22 protein-coding genes are annotated in these 23,999 nt (G+C 66.7%); 12 read left to right on the top strand and 10 right to left on the bottom strand.

Annotated elements, in window-relative coordinates:
* The first annotated feature begins 49 nt into the window (after nucleotides 1-49).
* Entirely contained in the window at nucleotides 50-1,711 is a 1,662-nt protein-coding gene (locus ACZYZE_RS05010; RefSeq protein WP_463906568.1) for an ABC-F family ATP-binding cassette domain-containing protein, read from the top strand.
* Between the two features lie 278 nt (nucleotides 1,712-1,989).
* A complete protein-coding gene (locus ACZYZE_RS05005; protein WP_463906566.1) occupies nucleotides 1,990-3,450 on the top strand; it encodes an amino acid permease in 1,461 nt (486 codons plus the stop codon).
* Between the two features lie 302 nt (nucleotides 3,451-3,752).
* On the opposite strand, the gene ACZYZE_RS05000 is transcribed toward ACZYZE_RS05005, so the two are convergent.
* Nucleotides 3,753-3,929 carry a CsbD family protein gene (locus ACZYZE_RS05000; RefSeq protein ID WP_463906563.1) on the bottom strand — a complete coding sequence of 59 codons (177 nt, stop codon included), beginning with the start codon at nucleotides 3,927-3,929 and terminating at the stop codon, nucleotides 3,753-3,755.
* Between the two features lie 135 nt (nucleotides 3,930-4,064).
* Here ACZYZE_RS05000 and ACZYZE_RS04995 point away from each other — a divergent pair, with 135 nt between their 5' ends.
* From ACZYZE_RS04995 to ACZYZE_RS04975, 5 genes are all read left to right on the top strand, one after another.
* A complete protein-coding gene (locus tag ACZYZE_RS04995; RefSeq protein WP_459317449.1) occupies nucleotides 4,065-4,538 on the top strand; it encodes an SRPBCC family protein in 474 nt (157 codons plus the stop codon).
* Nucleotides 4,538-5,212, top strand: coding sequence for a pentapeptide repeat-containing protein (locus ACZYZE_RS04990; protein ID WP_463906560.1), 675 nt, complete (start codon nucleotides 4,538-4,540; stop codon nucleotides 5,210-5,212). The genes ACZYZE_RS04995 and ACZYZE_RS04990 overlap by 1 nt, the downstream gene beginning before the upstream one ends.
* Before the next feature lie 135 nt (nucleotides 5,213-5,347).
* The gene (locus ACZYZE_RS04985) at nucleotides 5,348-6,577 is read left to right on the top strand and encodes a thiolase family protein (protein WP_459317451.1); all 1,230 of its coding nucleotides are present in this window, start codon (nucleotides 5,348-5,350) and stop codon (nucleotides 6,575-6,577) included.
* Nucleotides 6,577-7,389 carry an enoyl-CoA hydratase/isomerase family protein gene (locus ACZYZE_RS04980; RefSeq protein WP_463906556.1) on the top strand — a complete coding sequence of 271 codons (813 nt, stop codon included), beginning with the start codon at nucleotides 6,577-6,579 and terminating at the stop codon, nucleotides 7,387-7,389. Before ACZYZE_RS04985 ends, ACZYZE_RS04980 begins: the two co-directional genes overlap by 1 nt.
* Nucleotides 7,390-7,394: 5 nt before the next feature.
* Nucleotides 7,395-8,267, top strand: a complete 873-nt coding sequence (locus ACZYZE_RS04975) for a 3-hydroxyacyl-CoA dehydrogenase family protein (protein WP_463906554.1) — start codon at nucleotides 7,395-7,397, stop codon at nucleotides 8,265-8,267.
* Between the two features lie 72 nt (nucleotides 8,268-8,339).
* Here ACZYZE_RS04975 and ACZYZE_RS04970 read toward each other — a convergent pair whose 3' ends face one another.
* Nucleotides 8,340-8,780, bottom strand: a complete 441-nt coding sequence (locus tag ACZYZE_RS04970; protein ID WP_463906551.1) for an SRPBCC family protein — start codon at nucleotides 8,778-8,780, stop codon at nucleotides 8,340-8,342.
* Between the two features lie 78 nt (nucleotides 8,781-8,858).
* Between ACZYZE_RS04970 and ACZYZE_RS04965 the strand changes: the two genes are divergently transcribed.
* Nucleotides 8,859-9,467, top strand: coding sequence for a GNAT family N-acetyltransferase (locus ACZYZE_RS04965; RefSeq protein ID WP_463906548.1), 609 nt, complete (start codon nucleotides 8,859-8,861; stop codon nucleotides 9,465-9,467).
* Nucleotides 9,468-9,506: 39 nt separating this feature from the next.
* Here ACZYZE_RS04965 and ACZYZE_RS04960 read toward each other — a convergent pair whose 3' ends face one another.
* On the bottom strand, nucleotides 9,507-10,352 hold the full coding sequence (locus ACZYZE_RS04960) for an SGNH/GDSL hydrolase family protein (RefSeq protein ID WP_463906546.1): 846 nt from the start codon (nucleotides 10,350-10,352) through the stop codon (nucleotides 9,507-9,509).
* A gap of 293 nt (nucleotides 10,353-10,645) precedes the next feature.
* Between ACZYZE_RS04960 and ACZYZE_RS04955 the strand changes: the two genes are divergently transcribed.
* A complete protein-coding gene (locus ACZYZE_RS04955; protein WP_459317520.1) occupies nucleotides 10,646-11,326 on the top strand; it encodes a tyrosine-protein phosphatase in 681 nt (226 codons plus the stop codon).
* A gap of 9 nt (nucleotides 11,327-11,335) precedes the next feature.
* Nucleotides 11,336-14,029, top strand: a complete 2,694-nt coding sequence (locus ACZYZE_RS04950; protein WP_463906544.1) for a S1 family peptidase — start codon at nucleotides 11,336-11,338, stop codon at nucleotides 14,027-14,029.
* A 9-nt stretch (nucleotides 14,030-14,038) separates the two neighbouring features.
* Here the strand turns inward: ACZYZE_RS04950 and ACZYZE_RS04945 are convergent, their stop codons facing one another.
* The 3 genes from ACZYZE_RS04945 to ACZYZE_RS04935 form a co-directional block, all read right to left on the bottom strand.
* Nucleotides 14,039-15,241 carry a globin domain-containing protein gene (locus tag ACZYZE_RS04945; protein ID WP_463906541.1) on the bottom strand — a complete coding sequence of 401 codons (1,203 nt, stop codon included), beginning with the start codon at nucleotides 15,239-15,241 and terminating at the stop codon, nucleotides 14,039-14,041.
* Nucleotides 15,242-15,428: 187 nt separating this feature from the next.
* On the bottom strand, nucleotides 15,429-16,151 hold the full coding sequence (locus ACZYZE_RS04940) for a DUF4397 domain-containing protein (protein ID WP_463906539.1): 723 nt from the start codon (nucleotides 16,149-16,151) through the stop codon (nucleotides 15,429-15,431).
* Between the two features lie 189 nt (nucleotides 16,152-16,340).
* Nucleotides 16,341-16,757, bottom strand: coding sequence for a PaaI family thioesterase (locus ACZYZE_RS04935; RefSeq protein WP_459317460.1), 417 nt, complete (start codon nucleotides 16,755-16,757; stop codon nucleotides 16,341-16,343).
* A gap of 162 nt (nucleotides 16,758-16,919) precedes the next feature.
* Here ACZYZE_RS04935 and paaZ point away from each other — a divergent pair, with 162 nt between their 5' ends.
* Nucleotides 16,920-19,031, top strand: coding sequence for a phenylacetic acid degradation bifunctional protein PaaZ (gene paaZ, locus ACZYZE_RS04930; protein ID WP_463906536.1), 2,112 nt, complete (start codon nucleotides 16,920-16,922; stop codon nucleotides 19,029-19,031).
* Between the two features lie 900 nt (nucleotides 19,032-19,931).
* The gene (locus ACZYZE_RS04925; protein WP_459317462.1) at nucleotides 19,932-20,339 is read left to right on the top strand and encodes a VOC family protein; all 408 of its coding nucleotides are present in this window, start codon (nucleotides 19,932-19,934) and stop codon (nucleotides 20,337-20,339) included.
* Between the two features lie 141 nt (nucleotides 20,340-20,480).
* Here ACZYZE_RS04925 and ACZYZE_RS04920 read toward each other — a convergent pair whose 3' ends face one another.
* The 4 genes from ACZYZE_RS04920 to ACZYZE_RS04905 form a co-directional block, all read right to left on the bottom strand.
* On the bottom strand, nucleotides 20,481-21,329 hold the full coding sequence (locus ACZYZE_RS04920; protein ID WP_463906533.1) for a DUF427 domain-containing protein: 849 nt from the start codon (nucleotides 21,327-21,329) through the stop codon (nucleotides 20,481-20,483).
* 64 nt (nucleotides 21,330-21,393) lie between these two features.
* Nucleotides 21,394-21,999 (bottom strand): TetR/AcrR family transcriptional regulator, encoded by a 606-nt coding sequence (locus ACZYZE_RS04915; protein WP_459317464.1) that lies wholly within the window; start codon nucleotides 21,997-21,999, stop codon nucleotides 21,394-21,396.
* Nucleotides 22,000-22,085: 86 nt separating this feature from the next.
* Nucleotides 22,086-23,414 (bottom strand): phenylacetate--CoA ligase PaaK, encoded by a 1,329-nt coding sequence (gene paaK, locus ACZYZE_RS04910; RefSeq protein WP_463906530.1) that lies wholly within the window; start codon nucleotides 23,412-23,414, stop codon nucleotides 22,086-22,088.
* A gap of 16 nt (nucleotides 23,415-23,430) precedes the next feature.
* Nucleotides 23,431-23,949: a hotdog fold thioesterase gene (locus tag ACZYZE_RS04905; protein WP_459317466.1), complete on the bottom strand. Its 519-nt coding sequence runs from the start codon at nucleotides 23,947-23,949 to the stop codon at nucleotides 23,431-23,433.
* Between the last annotated feature and the right edge of the window lie 50 nt (nucleotides 23,950-23,999).

Below are 23,999 nucleotides of genomic sequence, written 5' to 3'. Positions count from 1 at the left end.
CGACGCAAGCCGCCGCCGGGCAGGCTCGCCAACTACTTGCGAGGACTCCTTGAGCGAACATCTCCGCCTTTCGGGCGTATCCCATGGCTACGGGGACCGCCAGCTCTTTGACGGCGTCGAAATCGCCATCACAGCCGGTGAACATGTGGCGATCGTCGGCGAAAACGGGGCGGGCAAGTCCACGCTGCTCCGGATCTTGGCGGGGCTCGAGGCCCCGGACGAGGGCACCGCCGTCAGCCAGGGCCGTGTGGGTTATCTTGCCCAGACCCTGGGCCTGCCTGAGGCGTTCACCGTGAGCAACGCGATCGACGCCGCCATGGAATCCCTCCGCGAGATGGAAGCTGAGCTGGACCATCTGGAAGACGGGCTCGCCGGCGCGGAAGCGGACGAACTGGAGCGCTACGGAAACCTGCAGACGCAGTACCAGCTCAGGGAGGGCTACGCCGCGGAATCCCGGGTGGAAGCGGCCCTGGACCGGCTTGGCCTGGGCGGGCTGGACCGGATGCGTACCCTGGGCTCGCTCTCGGGCGGGGAACAGGAACGCGTGGCACTGGCCTGCGTACTGGCCGATCCCGCGGACATCCTCCTCCTGGACGAACCCACCAACCATCTTGACGCCAGCGGCACGGCCTGGCTGGAGGCTCGGCTGGCCGCGCACCGCGGAACCGTGGTGGTGGTCTCCCACGACCGCGTCCTGTTGCGCAAAGTGGCCTCAACCGTGATTGAGGTGGACGCGGAACGCCTTTCGGTCAACCGCTATGGCAACGGCTATGAAGGCTACCTGCGGGAGAAGGCTGCCGAACGCCAGCGCTGGGCGCAGCAATACCACGGGTGGCTGGACGCGATGGCTGCCGAACGGCTCCAGGCGGACACCGTCGCGGGGAAGATGGGGTACGCCCGCCAACGCGACGGCGACAAAATGGGATTCGACTTCAAGGCCGGCACATGGCAAAAGGCGGCCACCAGCAAGGTCCGCAATGCCCAGGAACGTCTCCGCCGGCTGGAGGAAAACCCCATTGACCGTCCGCAGGTGCCCCTGAAGCTGGCAACGGACCTGCGGGCCGACGGTGCAGCGGGCCCAGCCCTTGAAGCGAAGGGAGTGATGGTGCCCGGCCGCCTGGAACCAACGGACTTCCGGGTGGAGGCGGGCCAGAAGATCCTCATCACGGGTCCCAACGGGGCAGGCAAATCGACACTGCTCGCCGTCCTCGCGGGCACGCTGGAACCGGCCATAGGCACCGTGGTGCGGCACGGCCGGATCGGATACCTGCAGCAGGAGCTGGAACTCCCGCAGCGCCCGGGGCTGCGTCTTTTGCCCGCTTTCGCCGCGGGCCTGGGCGGCAACATCGATGAGCACGCCGAGGCCCTGCTGCGCCTGGGGCTCTTCCGGACCACCGAATTCCATGTCCCGGTGGGAAGCCTCTCCGCAGGGCAACAACGCAGGCTGGCGCTCGCCCGGCTCCTGCTGGGCGGTTTCGGGACAATGCTCGTGGATGAGCCCACCAACCATCTGGCGCCCGTCCTGGTGGAACAGCTTGAAGCTGCCCTTTCGGACTTCGCAGGGACGCTGGTCATGGTCAGCCACGACCGCGCGCTGGGGGACTGGTTCAGCACGTGCGCTGGTGAAAACGGCACCGGGAACCGCACCGGGCGCCGCGCCGGCACCGGGAACTGGCTCCGGTATGCGATGCGGGATGGAGCCCTGGCCTAACAGTAGGATTCGCCGGGACGCACAGGTCCGGGCACAACACCGAACATCATTCGGCAAAATCACCAGAACAGCGTCAATAGTTAGGGATAGTACCCGCTGGATGTTGCCCGCGTCACGGTGGGGGTCGGAATGCTAGTACTATGGGTGAGCCGCGCGAACTTCGACACTTGTGAGGTTCGGTACATGTCTGCGCTCCCGCAAGGGGCCTGGATCCGAATTTTGTGTACCTGAATCCACGGTCCTGTCCCGGCAACACCCCGACCTACAAGGAAACAGCTGTGCCATCACCTACCCCCACAGAACTTAAGAGCCCGACGGCGCCATCCGCCGTCGTCGACTCGGCTCTCAGCGCCGAGGGCTACGCAAAGACCCTGACCGGACGCCAGGTCACCATGATCGCGATGGGCGGCGCCATCGGCGTCGGCCTCTTCATGGGTGCCGGCGGACGCCTGGCCTCCACCGGCCCCGCGCTCATCTTCTCCTACGCCATTGCCGGCGTCATCGCTTACCTGCTGATGCGCGCACTCGGTGAACTCATCATGTACCGCCAGACGTCGGGCTCCTTCGTCAGCTACGCCGGCGAAATGTTCGGCAAGAAGGGCGCGTACCTGTCCGGCTGGATGTACTTCATCAACTGGGCCATGACCGGCATCGCCGAGCTCATTGCGATCGGACTGTACTTCCAGTTCTTCTTCCCCAACGTCCCGGTTGAACTGTCCGCCATCGCAGCGCTGCTGTTGCTTGTGGGCGTCAACCTCCTGAGCGTCAAGGCGTTCGGCGAATTCGAATTCTGGGCGTCCTGCCTCAAGGTCGGCGCCATCCTCATCTTCCTGGCCGTGGGCACCTTCATGGTGGTCACCAACGCCCAGGTGGGCGACGGCAACGCTTCGGTCAACAACCTCTTCGCGGCCGAAGGAGGCATGTTCCCCAAGGGTGCGCTCGTTATGATCCTGGTCCTGAACGCCGTGATCTTCGCGTACAACGGGATTGAGCTCGTTGGCATCACCGCCGGTGAAATGCAGGACCCGGCCAAGGAAGTACCCAAGGCCATCCGCGCCGTCGTCTTCCGCATCGTGGTGTTCTACGTCGGTTCCGTGACGCTCCTGGCCATGCTGCTGCCCTCGGACCAGTACGTGGCCGGCACCTCGCCGTTCGTCACCGTGTTCGGCCAGATGGGCCTCGGCTGGATGGGCGATGTTATGAACATGATCGTCATCACCGCCGCGCTGTCCTCCTGCAACTCGGGCCTGTACTCGATTGGCCGGATCTTCCGCACCATGGCCAACAATGGACATGCTCCCAAGTGGCTGACCAAGATGTCCAAGAGCCACGTGCCGTACGCCGCCATCCTGGCCATCGGCGGCGTCTACCTCGTGGGCATCCTGCTCAACATCTGGCTCGGCGGCTCGCACGCCTTCGACCTCGCGCTGAACTCCGCATCGATCGGCGTGATCTTCACCTGGGGTGCCATCTTTGCCAGCCAGATCGCGCTGCGCAAGACCAAGGGCAAGGTCTCATCACTGCCCGCGCCCGGCGGACCCTGGACCAGCTGGGCCGGCCTGATTGCCCTGCTGGCCATCACGGTGCTGATCGGCTTCGACACCATGACCAGCAAGAGCGGCGAGGTATTCCACCTCGGCCTCTGGACCCTGGCGACGATCCCGTTCTTCGCGCTCGTGCTGTGGCTTGGCTGGCAGAAGGTCAAGAACAACGAACCCAACAACGCGCTCTTCAGCTAACCGCTGCAGGCAAGCAGACACACGACGACGGCGGGCCCTTCAGCGAGGAGGCCCGCCGTCGTCGGCTTAATCTGCGGATACGCCGCACCGTGCCGCGCCGCACCCGCACCGCGCCGAATGGACGAAGATGGCCGCTATCCGGGGTGGCATAGCGGCCATCTGTGGCGAATCGCTGCACTTGACGTGCCTGTACCGCATCCGGGGGACAACAACCGACAGGCCACAAAGAACTACCGCCCAGGCCACAAAAAACGGCGCCGGACATCCCCCAAAGGAATGTCCGGCGCCGCCGTTTGGAAGGACTAATCCTTCTTGAAGGCGTCCTTGACGTTTTCGCCGACCTTCTTGGCATCCGCGGCGACCTGGTCCTTCTGGCCCTCAGCGCGAAGTTGGTCGTTATTCGTGGCGTTTCCGGTAGCTTCCTTGGCCTTGCCGCCGAGGTGCTCTGCTGCGTTCTGAATCTTGTCTCCGATGCCCATGATGTGAACCACCTCTCGTTTCCGGTTGAAAATCAACGTAGATTCACCATAACACAAAGCATGCTTACTAATTCAAGGGGGTATCCGGTGCCGGAGGGATGAAATCTGGGGAGGAGCCGGGCTAGGCTCGATGCCATGGATAACAAAACCAGCCTGACCCAGCATGTTAACGCCCCGGCGGACAAGGTCTGGGCGGTCATCTCCGACATCCCGGGATCGGCCGCGACGCTGTCCAGTATCGATTCGATCCAGCTGCTCAGCGAGGGGCCCTACGCCGAGGGCACCCGGTGGAAGGAGACCCGCACCATGATGGGGCGCGCGGAGACCGTGGAACTGTGGGTCTCCCAGTGCGAGCCGCCGTCCCCCGGACGGGCCGGCAGCACCACTGTCAAGGCGCTCCAGGGCGGCGCCGACTACACCACCCGTTTCGCCCTGGCGGAGCGCGACGGCGGCACTGACCTCACAGTGACCTTCGGCGCCGAGGTCCTCAAGCCGACCCGGAAAAGCAAGCTGATGATGGCCGTCTTGGGTCCAATCGGGATGCGCATCACCCGCAAGGTCCTCGCCAAGGACCTGAGGGAAATCTCGGCCAAGGCCGAATCGCTCTGATGGTGCGGGGTATCGCCGCCAAGACGCCCAAGATTACGGCCCCGCGCCTTGCAGAGGTCCGGCTGGCGGACCTGCGGGACGATCCCTCCCCGGACTTCCGGCGCGGGGAACGGTACGACGGCGCCCGGTACAGCCGGGCGGCGGCCGACGGCCTGGAACTCAGCGGCACGGACTTTGCCGAATGCGAGTTCCAGGGCGTCTCCTTCAACGAAACTCAGCTGCGCGGCGCCACCTTCCGGGACTGCATCCTGGCGGAAATGTACGCCCCGGTGTTCAAGGCGGCCCGGAGCACCCTGCGCGACGTCCAGATCGTCAACCCCCGCTGGGGCTCCGCGGAACTCTGTGAAGGCGGCTGGCAATCGGTGCGGATCGACGGCGGCAAGCTCGACTACGTGAATCTGCGCGGCTCCAAGGTGGCCGACGTCCAGATCAGCGACTGCATCATCGGCGAACTCGACCTCGGCTCCTGCACCGTGACCCGGGTGGCACTCAAGAACTGCACCATCGGCACCCTGGACCTGGGTGGCGCGAAGCTGAAGGACCTCGATCTCCGCGGTACGGACTTCCGGGTGATCAGCGGGCTGGACAGCCTGTCCGGCCTCGTGATCGACGACTACCAGCTCAGCCTCCTGGCCCCGCTGCTCGCTGCCCATCTCGGCGTCGTGGTGGCGTAATCCCGCGGGGTTTGTTGACCCCCTTGCGCCGCCGTGTAATCTTTATAGAACGAACGGTCGGTAAATTAGCGCTGCTAGTCGGCGGTAGGTGCCGCCGCGGATGACAGAGACGTTTAGCGCGTGAAGGGTGTACCCATGGCATCAGCAGTTGCAGGACCACAGGCATTTCTCGTAGGCGGTGCCCGCACTGCGGTGGGCCGTTACGGCGGCGCCCTCTCCGCGGTCCGGCCCGATGACCTTGCCGCCCTGGTGGTCCGCGAAGCCGTGGCCCGCGCCGGCCTGGACCCGGACAGCATTGACGAGGTCATCCTCGGAAACGCCAACGGCGCCGGCGAAGAAAACCGAAACGTCGCCCGGATGGCCACCATCCTGGCCGGCCTGCCGCTGCACATCCCCGGCATTACCGTGAACCGCCTTTGCGCCTCCGGCCTGAGCGCCATCATCATGGCGAGCCACATGATCAAGTCCGGCGCCGCGGACATCGTGATCGCCGGCGGCGTCGAATCCATGAGCCGCGCCCCCTGGGTCCAGGAGAAGCCGCAGACCGCCTTCGCCAAGCCCGGACAGATCTTTGACACCTCCATCGGCTGGCGCTTCGTCAACCCGCTGTTCCAAAAGGGCGGTCTCTCCCGGGACGGCAAGATGACGTACTCCATGCCGGAAACGGCGGAGGAAGTCGCCCGCGTGGACGGCATCTCCCGGGAGGACGCCGACGCGTTCGCCGTCCGCTCGCACGAACGCTCCCTCGCCGCCATCGCCGCCGGCCGCTTCGCCGAGGAGATCGTCCCCGTCACGGTCAAGACCCGCAAGGGCGAGACCGTCGTCGACACCGATGAAGGCCCCCGCGCCGGCACCACCATGGACGTGCTCGCCGGGCTCCGCCCCGTCGTCGCCGGCGGATCGGTGGTCACGGCCGGCAACTCCTCCACCCTCAACGACGGCGCCTCAGCCATCATTGTGGCCTCCGAGGCCGCGATCAAGCGCCTCGGCCTCACGCCCCGGGCCCGGATCATCGACGGCGCCTCCGCCGGCTGTGAACCGGAGATCATGGGAATCGGCCCCGTCCCGGCAACCCGGAAGGTGCTGGCCCGGACCGGACTCAGCGTCGGCGACCTCGGGGCCGTCGAACTCAACGAGGCGTTCGCAACCCAGTCGCTCGCGACCATGCGCCGGCTGGGCCTGGATCCGGAGATTGTGAACCGCGACGGCGGCGCAATCTCCCTGGGCCACCCGCTGGGTTCATCGGGCTCACGGCTCGCCATCACACTGCTGGGCCGGATGGAACGCGAAGACGCGCCCATCGGCCTCGCGACGATGTGCATCGGCGTCGGCCAGGGCACCGCGATGCTGCTGGAGCGCGTTTAGTGGCGGCCACCGGTTCCGGGCTCAACCCGGCGGATTTCGTCACCCTCAAGGTCGAGGAGCGCGAGGACCGGCTGGTGGTGCTGCTCAACCGCCCCGAGGTCCGCAACGCCATCGACCAGCAGATGGTCGACGAACTCCACATGGTCTGCGCGGCGCTGGAGCGGACGCCCAAGGTGCTCATCATCGCCGGCACGGAGGGTGTCTTCGCCTCCGGGGCGGACATCGGCCAGCTGCGCGATCGCCGCCGTGACGATGCGCTGCAGGGCATCAACTCCACGATCTTCGTGCGGATTGCGAAGCTGCCCATGCCAGTCATCGCGGCCCTCGACGGCTTCTGCCTCGGCGGCGGCGCCGAACTGGCGTACGCGGCCGACTTCCGGATCGGCACGCCCAGCGTGCGGATCGGCAACCCGGAAACGGGACTCGGCATCCTCGCCGCCGCCGGTGCAAGCTGGCGCCTCAAGGAGCTCGTGGGGGAGCCGGTGGCCAAGGAAATCCTGCTGGCCGGGCACGTGCTGCGCGCCGAGCGTGCCCTCGCCGTTAACCTCATTACCGAGATCCACGAGGCCGCCGAGCTGATGGACGCGGCGCATGCGCTGGCCGACCGGATCGCGAGGCAGGATCCCCTCGCGGTGCGGATCACGAAGTCCGTGTTCCACGCCCCGGCCGAATCACATCCGCTGATCGACCAGCTGGCGCAGGGCATCCTCTTCGAATCCCAAGCCAAATTCGACCGCATGCAGGCTTTCCTGGATAAGAAGGCCGGCAAGAAGTCGGATAAGACGTCCGATATGAATTCAGACCGGAAGTAGTAGACATGAGCAACTCCGTACTCCCCACCAACCTTCCCGCCACCGTCGGCGTCCTCGGCGGCGGCCGCATGGGCGCCGGTATCGCCCACGCCTTCCTGATCAACGGCGCGAACGTCCTCGTCGTCGAGCGCGACGGGGAATCGGCCGAGGCCGCCCGGGAACGGGTGGAATCCGCAGCGGCCAAGAGCATCGAACGAGGTGCCACGGACGGAAACCTGGACGAAATGGTCTCCAGGCTCTCAGTAACGGTGGATTACGACGACTTCAAGGACCGCCAGCTGGTCATCGAAGCCGTCCCCGAAGACTGGGACCTGAAGGTCACCTCGCTGAAGGGGATCGAGGAGCGCCTCGCCGACGGGGCCTACCTCGCCTCCAACACCTCGTCCATCTCCGTCGATGCCTTGGCCCGCGAGCTGAAGCGGCCGCAGAACTTCCTTGGCCTGCACTTCTTCAATCCGGTCCCCGCGTCAACCCTCATCGAGGTCGTCGTCGGAGAGCAGACCTCCGAGCCGCTGGTCCGGGCCGCACGCGGCTGGGTCGAGGCGCTCGGCAAGACCGCCGTCGTCGTCAACGACGCCCCCGGCTTCGCCTCCTCGCGGCTGGGAGTTGCCATTGCCCTGGAAGCGATGCGCATGGTGGAAGAGGGCGTGGCCTCCGCCGAGGACATCGACAATGCCATGGTCCTTGGCTACAAGCACCCCACCGGCCCGCTTCGGACCACCGACATCGTCGGCCTGGACGTCCGCCTGGGCATCGCCGAATACCTCGCTTCCACCCTGGGCGAGCGCTTCGCCCCGCCGCAGATCCTGCGCGACAAGGTGGCCCGCGGGGAACTCGGACGCAAGACGGGCAAGGGCTTCTTCGACTGGACCGAGTGAGTTCGGGGGTCTGGCCCGGGGCGAACGCTCATTGGGGGCTTGATGGAGTTCTCTTGGTCCAGATTGGCGTCGCTACTGCGGTGCCTGCGAGTCGAGGGCCTTCTTCATTCCGGCCATGGCAGGGTCTGCCAGGGACCGGAAGGCCGGCTTCGCGAACGGTTCGGCGATCTTGAGCCACCCCTTGAGCGAAAACTCGGCCATATACCTGACCTCGCAGCCGGTGCCCGTGGGCGTCACCTCGATTGTGTCAACGGAAACGACGGTCTTGTTTTCTCCGCGCAGTTTAACGCGGCTTCCGGTCAGCTCCAGCACCTCGTAGATGAGCGTCTGGCGCTTGCCCCGGAACTGAGCTTCGGCGTGGTACGTGTGGCCAATCGCGACCGGGCCCTCAGAGAGTTTTTTCACCACAGGGGTTCCCGGATCCCATTCCGGGGTGTGTTCAAAAGCCGACAGATAGGCGAGAGCCATTTCGGCCCCCAGGGACGAGCGGACAGTGCCTTCGATGGTGATCATGACCTCAGCCTAGCCAGAACGTCGTGAGTTTTTCAGGGGAACAGGGCCATGCCGCCAGCGCGCCCCTAGGATTGTGCCGTGACTTCCTTCGAACCCATCACTTTGACCGGCTCCTGCGTGGTCCTCGAGCCGCTGCGCCAGGACCACCACGATGGCCTGGTGGCGGCGGTCCGTGACGGCGAACTCTGGAAGCTTTGGTACACCGGAGTCCCGTCGCCGGAACAGATGGCAGCCGAGATCGACCGCCGCCTTTCCCTCCAGGCCCAGGGCTCGATGCTGCCGTTCACAACGCGGCTGATTGATCCGGCCACCGGCGGGCCGGGGAAGGTGATCGGCATGACCACGTATATGAACATCGATGCCGCCACACCCCGCCTGGAGATCGGCTCCACCTGGAACGCGGCGTCGTCCCACGGCAGCGGCAGCAACCCGGACTCCAAGCTGCTGCTGCTGACGCACGCCTTCGAAGCGCTGGGCTGCCCCGCCGTCGAGTTCCGGACGCACTGGCTGAACCACCAGTCCCGCGAGGCGATCGCCCGGCTCGGCGCCAAGCAGGACGGCGTGCTGCGCAGCCATACCCGCACCAGCGACGGCGCGCTCCGGGACACCGTGGTGTTCTCGATCCTCGAGCATGAGTGGCCGATGGTCCGCAACGCCCTGGAGTTCAGGCTCGCCAAACAGCGTTAGCCGGCGGAGCCGCCGCAGCGGTGCCGCCTGCGACCCGCGTTACGGGACCCGGGCGGACTGCAGTGCCGCCGCGTAGCCACCGGAATAGCCGGCAGCGGTGGGGTGGAAGGCATCGAACGGGCTCGGGCTGCAGTTGATCGCCAGGTTGCAAAGACCCGTCGGTGCCACGATCCAAGGATCCGCGGAACCGATGCCGTGGCCGTTGAACTTCTCGGAGACGCTGACGTACCTGGCCCTGTTGACGAGGGCCGAGTAGGCGATCGTGGCGTTGAGCAGGTCAGCGGCCGAATTCATCGACTTCGCGGCCTGCTGCTGTTCGGCGGTCAGTCCGGCGCTGACGGTGAAGAGCCGGGGATAGCCGGTCAGCACGATCCTGGCGGCCGGGGCCTTGTCCTTGATGGTTGCCACCATCGCCTTGATCTTGGCCGGTAACTGGCGGAGCTTTACCACCAGTGAGTTGTAGAGCGCCGCGCTGCAGGCCGGCGAGCTGGCCGAGGCGGTGCAGGCGAGGGCCACCTGGCCGGAGTCGACGTCGTTCCCTCCCACTGTCACCGTCACCACAGTGGCACCCGCCAGAACCCCGGAGTAGCCGTTAGCCACGTCGATCACGTCGGTGGTCTTGGCGCCGAAGCAGCCCAGGTTCAAGGAGGCGCCCCGCACTGCCGGGTAGGATTCCGCGGTCTGCAGGCAGGTGGCGGGAAGTCCGGCCGGGGGAGCGGTGTATTGGCCGCCGCCGGTGCCGGCGGCATAAGAGTCGCCCAGGGCGATGTAGACGGGGGCCGGAGGCGGTGGGGCCGCGGTCGCGGGAGCGGCGGTAAAGCCGGCGGCGAGGGCGATGACGGCCACGGCACCCGCCAGCCGTCCGGACCAGCGTCTGATCGTCACATTGTTCATGGTGGAGTCCCCTTTTGGTTCGATGCGGCGGGAGAAGCCTGCAGGCGCACCGGTCGGTGGCGGCCAGCGAAGCCTCCCGGGACTCCGGCTGACGGACAAACTGTGCGGGGCGGTAGCCTCCGCCCGGGACAGTCATGGGGTAACCGTACGCGCGGCCCTTCGCGCCGGACACTGTAGCCACTACCCGTTTGTCCGGGCGGGGAAGCGCCGGAGCTACCTTGATTTCCCGGCTGCGGACTACCCGGACCTCGTGGTTAGCTGGCGGGGTGGAAGATTCGAAACTCATGGACTGGGACGGCGCGGTCAACGCGTGGCACATCGCCGGCGGCGTCTTCCGGATGGGGCGGCGGGAATGGCTCACCGAGGCGGGCTGGCAGCAGGCGTACGACGGCGGCATCCGGACCGTCGTCGACCTCCGCAACCCGGCGGAGAGGCGGCGGCGCGACAGCGATCCTGTGGTGGGCGAGGAGACCCTGGCAGCGTTCGACGTTGTGCTGGCACCCACCGAAGACCCGGACAACGCCGAGTTCCGCCGCCTGTGTGTTCCCTACCTGAACGATCCGGCGTCCTATCCGGACAACGCCCGGATCTTCCCGGAGAAGCTGGCCGGGGTCTTCAAAGCCGTGGCGGCCGCGCGGGGCGGCGTCGTGATCCACTGTTCCGCCGGCAGGGACCGCAGCGGAATGATCGCCGCGATGCTCCAGGACCTCGCCGGAGCGGGGGAGGACAGCATTGTGCGAGGCTATGAGCGTGCCATGCGGGGCATCAACGACCATCACCGGGTGTCGGGCGTCCCGCATCCGCACGAGCGCTATCTGCCCGAGGAAGTGCTGGTGCCCTTGCTCGAGGCGCGGGGTGAAAGCCTGCTGCGGTTTGTGCGCAGCGTGAAGACCAGAGAGTTCCTGGGCCACAATGGGGTAACGGAACCGGAAGTCTCCGCCATTCTGGCTAAATTGGGGCGCTAAAGTAACCGGGTGAGTACTCCGAAGTTTCAGCTGGTGATGCGTGGGGTGGCGGCTGTCGCCGTCGCGCTGGCAGGATCGTTCTGTGCCGTTCCTGCGCTCGCCGAAGCCGGCGGAGCGGAACCCGCACCAGCTTCTCCGTCCCCGTCCGAAGTGTCCGGCCCGGCCGAGACTCCTCCGGAGCCGGATTCGACGCCGTCGGCAGCGCCGACGGCGGCGGCGACAGCGGCGCCGACGTCGCCCGCTGCGGTAGCCCCGGAGGCCCCGCCTGCGGCGGCACCCGCTGCCCCGGTGGTCAGCGACGCCGGACTCGCGGACGCCGTCCGGCGCGACCTCGGCCTGACGCTCGAGGAATTCAACGCCGCGGGCCAGCTGGCCAAGCGCGCCGCCGACGCCGTTCCCTCCCTGCGCGTTCTCCCCGGCTATGTGGGGATCAGCCTGAAAGACGGCCGGATCGCGGTCGAGGGCAGCGGAGCCGAGCTGCGGGCCCGGATTGAGCAGCTGAACCAGGCCGGGCCGTCGGCGGACTTCGTCCTCGTGGCGCCCGCCGCGGCTGTTCCCGGGAAGGTCCCTTCGGCGGCAGACCTGGTGGCGTCCAGTACGGAGCAGTTGTTCCAGGACTACGTCCGCGAGGTCGGCCCCGCCGGGCTGCAGGCCGTGGCCTACGCCGACGGCCGCTTCACCATCCGCACCGGCGGGACAAATATGTCCGAAGCCGGTCTGCCGGCCATCCTCGACCCGCAACTTCCTCCCCCGACGTTCGCGGCCCCGACACTGGCCCCGGCGTTCGCGGCCCCGACACCGGGCAAGATTTCGGCCGCCGACTTCGTGGCCCGCTACGCCAACGTCCGGCTGGAAAAGGGCGCCCCGGTCAAGACCGAAGCAGACGTTTACGGCGGGGAGGGCTACGTCATTGATGCACCTTTCTGGCGGACTATATGCTCCACCGGCTTTGGCGCGTACAGCGCGGCGGGACTGCCGGTCGTTCTGACGGCGGGGCACTGCGCCGAAGACGGTACCGCCGCAGTCTCCGGTCTTGAGCCCGCGACGTCTTCCCCCGCCGGGGGCTCCTTGCCACTCCCCGGCACCCTCGCCCCGCTCGGCAGCTTCGGATTCAGCCAGTTCGGCGGCCCCGGCAACTCAGCGATCACCGGTACCGAGGAGAACCCCGGCAACGTCGGGACAGACATATCAGTCATCAACGTCCTCGCACCCGGTCTCAGCGTTCAGGCCGCAGCGACGAAGTGGGACAACCTCACCAGCCCGGGTGCGTCCGCCGTCAAGATCATCGGAAAGACCGCGCCGTTCCAGGGCCAGGCCGTGTGCCGGTCGGGCCGCACAACCGGCTGGAAGTGCGGCACCGTCGATTCAGTCGGTATCTGGGTCATCCCGGGACCGAAAAGTCTGCCGCCGAACCTTGACAACGATCTCCGTGCCGTTCGTGCCTTCGATTCGACCTCGGTCAAGTCAGGTGGCGGCGACTCGGGCGGGCCTTGGATCAGCGGCAACTTCGCCGTGGGTACGCACACCGGGGCGGAAACCCAAGGCACAACACAACTCCGTGCCATCGCCACGACCCTTGAGGACGCACTTAGCCGTATTCCCGGCGTCGAGCTCCAGCTGTTCCTGAACACGCCTGAACTCGTGGCTCCGGAGAACCGGACTTTCAAGGTCGGGGAGGACATCCCCGGCCGGGTCCCGGCCGCCCCGGCGTCTGCCGTCGCAGCTGACTCGAAGGTGCGCATCACGGTTGACGGCCAGGCACCCTTGGAGGTGCCGGTCGACGCTGCCGGAAACTGGACGCTACCTGCACGTGTGAGCACCGGCCAGGTGAACTTCAGTGCGGAGACCGTGAACGGCTTCAGCCGATCCGACGCAGGGCGCTTCACGATCAACATCTCAGACCTCGACGCGCCGGTGATCACCACACCTGCAGAGGGCGCGGCACTGCCGTCTCTCGGCCGGATCGACGGCACAGGAACCCCCGGGTTGACGGTCAATCTTTCGGGCGACGTCAACGGATCCGCCGCGGTCGCGGCTGACGGTCACTGGAGCATTCCCGTCCTTGGGCCCGTGTACGGCCGCATCTCCGTGCACGCAGCACAGGGCAATCCTCTCCATGAGGACAGTCCCTCCGTGACCCGGAATTTCACGGTCACTCCGGTTGCGCCGGCCGTCGCTTCGATCGTGGACGGACTGCACTTCAGCCAGGACTCGCTGCCCGCGACGATTTCCGGGACGGGCATTGACGGCGCCGACGTAGCTGTCCTGATCGACGGGACCTCGGTGGGTGCCGCCCAGGCCGGTGCCGGCGGTGCCGGAGCCGGGGCCGGGGCCGGGGCCCGCGCCGTGGTCCGCTCCATGCTCCCGCACGTCCTGGTGGCGGGCGGACGCTGGAGCGTTCCGTTCCCCCCGGGCCTCGCCCCGGGCATGCACACCCTGTCCGTCGCCCAGTCCGTCGACTCAATCGCCTCCGACGCGCTGCTTGTCACTTTCATCATCGACGCGCCGGTCGTTGCACCGGTGGCGCCGGTGGCCCCGGCTGTCCTGCCCGTCGTGCTTCCGGCCGGCACCGGCGAACTTCCCAATACCGGCGCCGGTTGGCTCCTGCCGGCAGCGGGCCTGGCGGGCGCATCGCTGGCGCTCGGCGGAGCCCTACTGGCTGGTGTCAAGCTCGCCGGGGCACGGCGCCGGGCAGTCCGTTAGCCCAACCCACTACTGGAAGTCGGCCAGCCAGAGGTCCGGGCCGAACACCTCGTACTGGATGTCTTTGGCCGGTACCCCGCCGGCAAGAAGCGCGCCCCGGACCGATTTCAGGAACGGCAGTGGCCCGCAGAGGTAGTACTCGGCGTCGTCGGGGAGTTCCACGGCGCTGACGTCCATAAAGCCGGCGAACCCGGACGCTGTTCCGTCGGCGGCGGGATTGAGGAACCAGGTCTTCAACGTCCCGTCCGTCAACGTGGCCAGATCCTCCGTGACCTGCCCCCGGAGCGGGAAGGACGCCTCGCTGTCATCCGCATGCAGGAGCATCACCTGGCGCTGGGAGCCGGATTTGACGAGATGGGAGAGCATACCGGCCATCGGGGTGACCCCGATCCCCGCGCTGGCCAGGACCAGGGGCCGGTCCGTGTACTCCAGCACCACGTCGCCGAAGGGCGCCGAGAGCACCACCTCGTCGCCCACCTGGACCTCGTTGTGCAGCAGAGTGGACATCTCGCCATCAGGCGTCGCGAGCCCGTGGACCCGCTTCACCGCGAACTGCCGGTGCTGACCGTCGTCGGCCTTCGTCAGGCTGTATTGCCTTGGCTGGTGAACGCCGTCGTGCATGGCCATCTTGATGGTGACGTACTGCCCGGGCAGGGACGGCTTGACCTCGCGCTCATCAATCCGCTCCACAACGAACCTGGCCACGTCGTCCGTCTCCTGGATCTTCTCGGCCACCCGCCAGGTCCGCCAGATCGTCTCAGGGGTAAGGTGCACGGCGTTGTACAGCCCCCGTTCCTTGTTGATGAGCATGTTCGCCATCAGCCAGTAGACCTCGTCCCAGGCTGCGGCCACCTCGGGGGTGACAGCGTCCCCCAGCACATCCACGATGGCCCACATCAGGTGGTCGTGGACAACCTGGTACTGGTCCGGACTCAGCCCCAGCGAGACGTGCTTGTGGGCTACCCGGGACAGGAGATGGTCCGGTATCTGGTCCACGTTGTCCACGAGGAGCCCGGCGAAGGCCGCGATGGATCCGGCGAGTGCCTGCTGCTGGCGGCCGTCCGCCTGGTTCCCCCGGTTGAAAAGTCCGTCCAGCAGATCCGGACGTGCCTCGAACATATGTTTGTAGAAGCGCTTGGCGATCTCCTGGATGTGCTCGCCCACGACGGGCAGCGTTGCCTTGATGACGGGAAGCGAAGTGTCTGAGAGCATGGTGGATCCCTTCCGGTGCGACCGGCGATACCCGGCGGTGCCGGGTGACTCAGCACTTCCAAGCTAACAGGCCGGGGACAGGGCATTCCGGGTCTATCGGCCCTACATCCCCTTGGCCGATCGGTGTACGGCCGGCCGGCAGCGCGCTCGCGGCAAGCGGCGCGCTGCCAGCCGTCACCCGGGCGCCTCAGTCGTCGTCGCGGTCTCCGCCGCGCCACTTGGCGGAGTCGACCACCTGCACGGCGACGCCCAGATTGCCGTCCGCCAGGCTGCCCCAGGCATAGACGATGGTGTTCTTGCCTTTAGTGACCGGCACATCGGCCGGGCCGATCAGCGGATCGGTGGTTCCCGCTGCCGCAACCGAGGCGGACACCGTTCCGGCCTTCAGCATCAGCACTTTCTGCCCGGGATTCTCGAGCCCCTTGATCACCGCGGTCCCGCCGGCCAGGACGTCGACGGCGGGAGCGGCCGCTATGTGCCGGACGGTCAGCTTGCCCTGGCCCTTGGGGCTGGCCGAGGTGTTGTTCTTGAACAGGGTCGCGGTGGGTGCCCCGGAGGCATCCAGGTGCGCCACGGCGGTGTAGTTCCGGCCTTCCTTGAGATTGACCTTGACCGGCCCGATTACGGGGTTGTCCGCGCTCGTGGCATCCGCGGCTGTGATGGCGATCCTGTAGGTGCCGTCGTCGAGCTTCAACGGCCCGGCGAGGGTGCCGGGTTTGAAGTCGTCCAGGGTGAGCTTGCCGTTGACCCACACGTCCACGCTCAGGCCCGGGACGCCGTGCAAGACGGACAGCAGCGCGTCGTCGCCGTCGTGATGGTCGTCGTCCTTCCCCCCTGCCTGGGCGGGGGCGGCGAAGGCGAGGGCGGCCAGCAGTGTCAGGGCCCCGGCTGCAGAAACGGTTTTGCGCATTTCAAACTCCTCATTGAGTTGCCCGTATCCGGGCGGTGATTTGCTTACACCCCTACTACCGGCCGGGAGGGCCGTTTGGATGCACCCGGCTTAAGAGTTGGCTGCACCGAATTCGCCGGAGAGCTGCGGGGTAGCCGTAGGGCTACGGCGTCCACGCAGCATTCCGGCGAACCCGGCTCGAGGTTCGGCTCAGGACTTTCGATCCAGCAGCAGGTTGGTGATCCGCAGCGTACACAGCCGCTCGCCGGCCTCGTTGGTGATCAGCACCTCGTGGGTGGTCACCGTCCCGCCAAGATGGATGGGGGTGGCGGTGATCGTGATGAGCCCTTCGCGGGCCGATTTGTGGTGCGTTGCGGAGACGTCCACGCCGACGGCGGTCTTGCCCAGGGTGCTCGCATGGATGACGGCGGCCCAGGAGCCCACCGCCTCCCCGACAGCCAGCGAGGCGCCGCCGTGCAGCAGCCCGAAGGACTGCCGGTTGCCCTCCACCGGCATAGTGGCGACGACCCGCTGGACGGATTCCTCGACGATCTTGACGCCCATTTTTTCGTCGAGTTCGCCGAGGGTGATCTTCCACAGCTCGGTATTCCGGGGCTTGGGCGCCATAACGTCTCCTCTGTGGCCGGAAATCCAAGGGTTCAGGCCGGTCAGTGCTGCCGCAGCTAGTGTGCGGCAGGCCTCATTCATGTACTGTAGACATATTACCGAACGGACGGTCAGTAATGCTGGCCGTGTTGATCTTGCCCCTGTTGGAAGGACCCGTCAACGATGACCACCACTGCAACTGCTCCGGAACCCACAGTAGACACTGTCGAGATCGTTCCCAGCTTCATCCGGGATTCCTGGTGGACGCCCGACGCCGGCTCCGCAGCCGGCGCAGCCTCCGTCATGGACGCCAGCACCGGTGAACTCCTCGCCAGGGTGAGCACCGAGGGACTGGACCTCGCCGCCGTCGTGGACTACGGACGCACCGCCGGCCAGGCCGAACTCGGCAAGCTCACCTTCCACCAGCGTGCGCTCAAGCTCAAGGAGCTGGCACAGTACCTCAACGGCCGCCGCGACGAGTTCTACGCGCTCTCGGCCCAGACCGGCGCCACCAAGATCGACTCGATGGTCGACATCGACGGCGGCATCGGCGTGCTCTTCACCTTCGGCTCCAAGGGCCGCCGCGAACTCCCCAACGCCCAGGTGATCGTGGACGGACCCATGGAAGTCCTGTCCAAGGACGGGTCCTTCGCCGGTGAGCACATCTACACCCGCATCCCCGGCGTCGCCGTGCAGATCAACGCCTTCAACTTCCCGGTGTGGGGCATGCTCGAAAAACTCGCCCCCGCCTTCATCGCCGGCGTGCCCACAATCGTCAAGCCGGCCACCCCCACCGGCTACGTCACCGCCGCCGTCGTCAAGGCGATCATCGAATCCGGCATCCTGCCCCAGGGCTCGCTGCAGCTGATCTCCGGCTCGGTCCGCACCATCCTGGACCACCTCGACTACCGCGACATCGTGGCCTTCACCGGCTCCGCCTCCACCGCCAACACGCTCAAGTCCCACGTCAATGTGGTCAAGGGCGGGGTCCGCTTTACCTCGGAAACCGACTCCCTGAACGCCTCCATCCTGGGCCCGGACGCCGTCAAGGGCACCCCGGAATTCGACGCGTTCATCAAGTCCCTCGTCACCGAGATGACCGCCAAGGCCGGCCAGAAGTGCACCTCGATCCGCCGGGCTATCGTGCCGCAGGAGCTGGTGCAGGACGTCATCGCCGCCGTGGGGGAGCGGATCCGGGAGCGCGTTGTCCTCGGTGACCCGCGCGCGGACGGCGTCACCATGGGCGCCCTGGCGTCCCTGGATCAGCTCGCCGATGTGCGCGCAGCCGTCCAGTCCATGCTCGACGCCGGCGGCGAACTCGCCTACGGCACGCTCGATTCGCCGAAGGTCACCAGCGCGGACGGGACCGTCGGCGTCGTCGAAGGCGGCGCGTTTATGTCCCCCGTGCTGCTGAGCTGGGCCGATCCGGAAACCGACGAGGTCCACTCGCTGGAAGCCTTCGGTCCGGTGTCCTCGGTGATCGGCTACACGGACCTGCCCGACGCCGTCCGTCTCGCCGCCCGCGGCGGCGGCTCTCTCGTCGCCTCGGTCTGCACCAACGATCCTGCGGTTGCCCGCGAACTGGTCACCGGCATCGCGGCCCACCACGGCCGGGTGCACATGCTCAACCGTGAGGACGCCCGCAGCTCCACCGGCCACGGCTCCCCGGTCCCGCACCTGGTCCACGGCGGCCCCGGCCGCGCCGGCGGCGGCGAGGAACTCGGCGGCATCCGCTCGGTCCTTCACCATATGCAGCGCACCGCCATCCAGGGCTCGCCCAACATGCTGACCGCCGTCACCGGAGTCTGGCACATGGGCGCGGACCGCAACTTCACGCTGGACACCGAAGGCCAGCACCCGTTCCGGAAGCACCTGAGCACGCTGCACATCGGGGACGCCATCCGCTCCGGGCTGCGCGAAGTGAGCCTGGACGAGATCACCAAGTTCGCCAACTCCACCGGCGACACCTTCTACGCCCACACCAACCAGGAGGCCGCCGCGGCCAACCCGTTCTTCCCGGGCATCGTGGCGCACGGCTACCTGCTGCTGGCCTGGGGCGCCGGGCTGTTCGTGGAGCCCGCTCCGGGCCCCGTCCTGGCGAACTACGGACTGGAGGGCCTGCGCTTCATCACCCCCGTGGCTGCGGGCGACTCCATCCGTGTCACCCTGACCGCCAAGAAGATCACCCCGCGCGAGACCGACGAATACGGCGAGGTGGCCTGGGACGCGGTCCTGAGCAACCAGAACGACGAAATCGTCGCCACCTACGACGTCCTCACCCTCGTGGAGAAGTAACCCCCGGGCGCGCCCTCACTTCCTGAACGGTTCACCCGGATGATCCCTCATGTGGGATGCAGCCCCGAGGCGAGGACATGGTCGCGGATTCTTCTGGTCGCTGCTGCAATGAGGCGTTCCAGCGGTCCCCTCCCTTTGATTTCTGCCAGACGACGGCGAACACGGCCGCGGCTGCCACCTGGATACCCCAGGAGAGGGAGGTCCGCCAAATAGCCGGTGGCAAGGACCAAAAGATGGGTTGAGTAGAGGTCCGGGCCATTGTGCCGGCGGCAGCCAGGGGTATGGGGACGCCGGGGATGCCACGGCCGTATCCAGGCCCATTGGGCGCCGCTTGATTCGGGTCCCGCCGGTTGCCTGCGGAGCGAAGTCTGAGCCTGCACTTCGGGAAACTCGTGGATCGGCTGTGGATGACGCCGCCATGGGCGGCGGATGGCTGTCCTGCTGGCTTACCCGCGGGCCCCGGCGTAGCCCCGCCATCTATTCCTTTCATGTTCAGGCAGGTCTTCCCAAGGCAGAGCAGGGGGCATGAAGAGGCCAGCCAGATGGCTTGACCGTTCCGCATATAGCTCCCGGCCAGGATCTTTTTGCGTGCCAATTAGCGGTTGGCGCTCCGCGGCCGTTGCCGGCTCCGGAGGGAGGCAGGCGGGACTATGTTCCAAGGTATGCACTTTCATTCCGTCCATTCCGTCCAGCAGCTTCAGATATTCCATATCCTCCGCGGGCAGGCTGTGGGGCTGCATTTACCTTGCTGTGGCGCGGCTGTGAATCGGCGGCGCCCGGAAGGCTCCTGCGGCAGTTCCCTGACGGCGTACGCCGGCGTGATCGGAGCTCCGGCGTTTCTATGCGCCGGCTCTTTCACTCCCGCACCGGCGTAAAATCGTCATCGTAGGAGGTGGCGAAATGAACCTAGTACTCAACAAAGCCACAACAGTCCTCCCAGTCGATGATGCAGAGCGTGCCCGGCATTTCTATGCCGACACCCTTGGGCTCCCGCACCGTGGAGTGACGGACGATGGAAGTGAACTATTCGGCAGCGACGGCGGCCCTCTGCTGCAGCTGATGCCTGTCAGGGACGGAAAGCATTCCGAGCACACCACCCTGAGTTTTGAAGTCAGCGAGATCGAGCGCACTGTCAGGGAGATGGAAGCCAAGGGCGTTATGTTCCAGGACTACGATCTCCCGGATCTCAAGACGGAGAACCACATCTGTACAACGGATTCGGAGAAGTGCGCCTGGTTCATGGACTCGGAGCACAATATCCTCTGCGTTCATGAGGACATCACGTCGGTAGCTGATTACCAGCTCTGACCGGCAGTTGAACCCAGCCTGAGGAACGGCGTCCCGGCCTGCCGGGGCGCTGTTTCGTGTTTCTGGCTGGGGCGCCGGCCGGGCGGGGGCACATTGACACGGACACGCCGGTATTCGTCGGCGGAACGCGTGCCGCGGCCCTCAAAGTGCCCCCGGGCCGGACCAGGGCGTTACAGGGCGGGGCTGGAGCACGCCGTTGACCGTTAGGTCGATCCGCTCATTGAAGAAACTGATCAGGCCGTGGATCTGGGCAGCATCCACGAAGCGCCTGTCGTAGCTCCAGGCGATGTTCCGGCCGGCCTCCGGGCCGGGATAGCTCCAGTAGCTGGCCTGGCCCTTGTACGGACAAACGGTCCGCTTCGAACTCTCCTCCATACGATCCAGCCGCACGTCCGCCGGCCGCAGGTAGTAGCGGACCGGGAGCATCGTCTCGTACAGGAGCTGCGCGCCGTTCGCGCGGGCCAGCATCACGCCGTCGAGCGCCACCTCCACCTCTGCGGACGAGGCCCGGATGTCGACACGGTGGAAAGGGTCGCGGGGGTGGCCGATGATCTCCTCGTCGTCCTCGAGCCACTCGAAGGCGCGGAAATCCAGTACGACATAGCCTGCCAGATCCGGATCTTCGGGGCGGAAGGCGGCCCTGGGGGCGGTGGCCCCAGCCGTTACGACGTCGAGCTCCTCGCCGGCGGCGGTGTGCTTCCCGAAGCCGGTGCCGGGGTCGAACGACGTCGGGGCCAGGCCTTCCCGCACGGCGAACGGATGCTCCTCGACGGGCGCCGCCGGGAGTCCCGGAACGGCGAGGTCAGCCCGCAGTTCCTGCTCCGGCACGGCGAAGACCGGGGTGATCCGGCGCGGCTCCCAGATGAGGAACGCATTCAGGGTGTCGACGACGGTCTTCCCGGCGAGGCTGGCACGGATTCGCTTGGCGGTGGGTTCGTAGCGCAGCTGGGGAAAGGTCCCAAAGAGCACTTTGGATAGTCTCGTGGCCATGCTCCAAGAGTGGGCGCCGGCCAGCACGCCGTCAATGGGATTCCGCGGGAAGTGGGCGCGCGCCTCAGTCGGGCACGTGGAGGCCGTTGAACGCCATGGTGATAATGTCGTCGGCCAGCTTTTCCGGAGACAGTGAGCCGCCGGGCTTGTACCATTCGACGATCGAGTTGATGGTGCCGAAGAGCAGCCGGGTAACGGTGCGGGGGTCGATGTCCTGGCGGAGCGAGCCTTCGTCGCGGGCGGCCGAGATCAGGGCCGCGACTTTGTGGTCAAAGGTGCGCCGGCGGGCCATCGCATCCGTTTCGATCTCCGTGTTGCCGCGCAGGCGCAGCAGCAGGGTGACGAAGGGGAGCCGCTCCACGAGGACCGAGATGGTCTCCCGGAGGACAAACTCCAGCCGGGCCTCGGCGGTGCCGGACTGCGCCCGGGGCTGCTCCAGGACGGCTTCCAGGCCGCCCAGCGCCTGCTCGAGGGCGAGCTTGAGGAGATCACCCTTCGAGGGCACGTGGTGGTAGATCGCGGACTTGGAGATGCCCAGGTTCTCGGCGAGGATGCCCATGGATGTGGCGTCGTAGCCGTGACGGTTGAAGACGTCGACGGCGATCAGCAGTACCGACTGCTGGTCATAGCCGGGGCGGCCGCGCTTGGTGGTGGTTGCTGAGCTGGGCATACTCGCTAGTTTCTCACGATCAGGAGGTTAGCCGGCCCGGTCTGCCGGCCCAGGAGGGGCGGCAGGCCGGGCCGGGCATGATGCGGTCAGGCCTTGGGGCGCATGTCGTAGATCCGGCGGAGCTTGCCGTTGGAACGCTCCAGGGTGCCGGGCTCCACCACATCCACAGAGCAGGATGATCCGACATGGATTTTGATCTGCTGCTGCAGCACCTTCGCTGCCGCCGCGACGCCCTCGATGGTGACGGACTCCCGGCGTTCGATCTTGACGGTGAGCTGGTCCATGCGCTGGCCCTCGGGGCGGGTGAGTTCAAGCTGGAAGTGCGGGCTCAGTTCCGGGATCCGCAGGGCGATTTCCTCGATCTGCGACGGGAACAGGTTCACCCCGCGCAGGATGATCATGTCGTCGCTGCGGCCGGTGATGCGGCCCATGCGGCGGTGCGCCGGGCGGGCGGTGCCGGGCAGCAGGCGGGTGAGGTCCTTGGTGCGGTACCGGATGATCGGCAGTGCTTCCTTGGTGAGCGAGGTGAAGACCAGTTCGCCGTGTTCGCCGTCGCCCAGGACCACGGAGGGGTCGAAGGCATCGATGATTTCCGGCCGGAAGTGGTCCTCCCAGATGTGGCTGCCGTCCTGCGTCTCCACGGCTTCGCCGGCGACGCCGGGGCCCATGACCTCGGACAGGCCGTAGATATCGCAGGCCTTGATGTTCATCATGACCTCCAGCTCGTGGCGCATTTCCTCGGTCCACGGCTCGGCACCCAGGACGGCGTACTTGAGCGAGGTGGAGGCCGGGTCGATGCCCTGCTTGACCATGGCGTCGGCGATGGTCAGGAGGTAGGTCGGGGTAGCCAGGATGGCGTCCGGCTTGAAGTCCTGGATGAGGGTGATCTGGCGTTCGGTCTGGCCGCCGGAGATCGGGATGACAGTGCAGCCCAGCGCCTCGGCGCCGGCGTGGGCGCCCATACCGCCGGTGAACAGGCCGTAGCCGTATGCGTTGTGGACCTTCATGCCAGGGCGGACACCGGAGGCGCGCAGCGAGCGGGCCACGAGCTTGGCCCAGTCGGCGAGGTCCTTCTTGGTGTAACCCACCACCGTGGCGCGGCCGGTGGTGCCGGAGCTGGCGTGGATCCGCGCGACCTCGTTCTGCGGCACGGCGAACATGCCGAAGGGGTACTCCATGCGGAGGTCTTCCTTGGTGGTGAAGGGAAACTTTGCCAGGTCCGAGAGTTCGCGGAGGTCCGTGGGGTGGACGCCGGCCTCGTCGAACTTGCGCTTGTACAGGGGAACACGGGCGTAGGCGTAGGCCAGGGTGTGCTGGAGGCGGCCGAGCTGCAGTGCCTCGAGCTCGTCGCGGGACATCATTTCTTCGCGGTCCAGGACAGCATCACTGGTGGGGGCGACGGTTTCTTGGGTCATCTGGGGTTCCCTGTTTCTATTTCTTGGAGATGGTGCGGCTGCGGCCGCGGAACTCGGCGATGAGTTCGCCCGGGAGGGTGTCGGTGGGGAGTTCGCCCGGGAGCGTGGCTGCGGGAGCCGTGCCGGGAGGGGACGCTGCGGCCGGCGGGGTTCCGGGATCGGCGGCATAGATCTGAATGTCGTACAGGCCGCTGCGCCCGGTGCTGGCGCGGCGGTTGGCGACCGCGGTCAGGACCTGGCCGCGGAACGCCGGCTTGATGAAGTTGATGTCGACGCCGGAGGCCACAGTAATGTTGCCCTCGTCGGCCGGGCCCGGGCTGGCCGGGTTGCAGGCCAGCGCGAAGGCGGTGTCGCCGAAGGCGAAGATCATTCCGCCGTGGGCCATGCCGAAGCCGTTGAGCATTTCCTGCCGGAGCGCCATGCGGATCGTGGCGTGTCCGTCGTCCAGCGCCACTACTTCGATGCCCATCCACTCCGAGGCGTAGTCGCCTTTAAGGATGGGGTGGGTGTCACCGGAAATCGTCAGTTCAGCCATGCGTCATTGCCTCCAGCTTTATTTACCGAATGTTCATTAGGTAATCCCAT

The sequence above is a fragment of the Pseudarthrobacter woesei genome, assembly GCF_055412745.1.
This window is presented reverse-complemented; position numbering and strand designations above follow the sequence as displayed.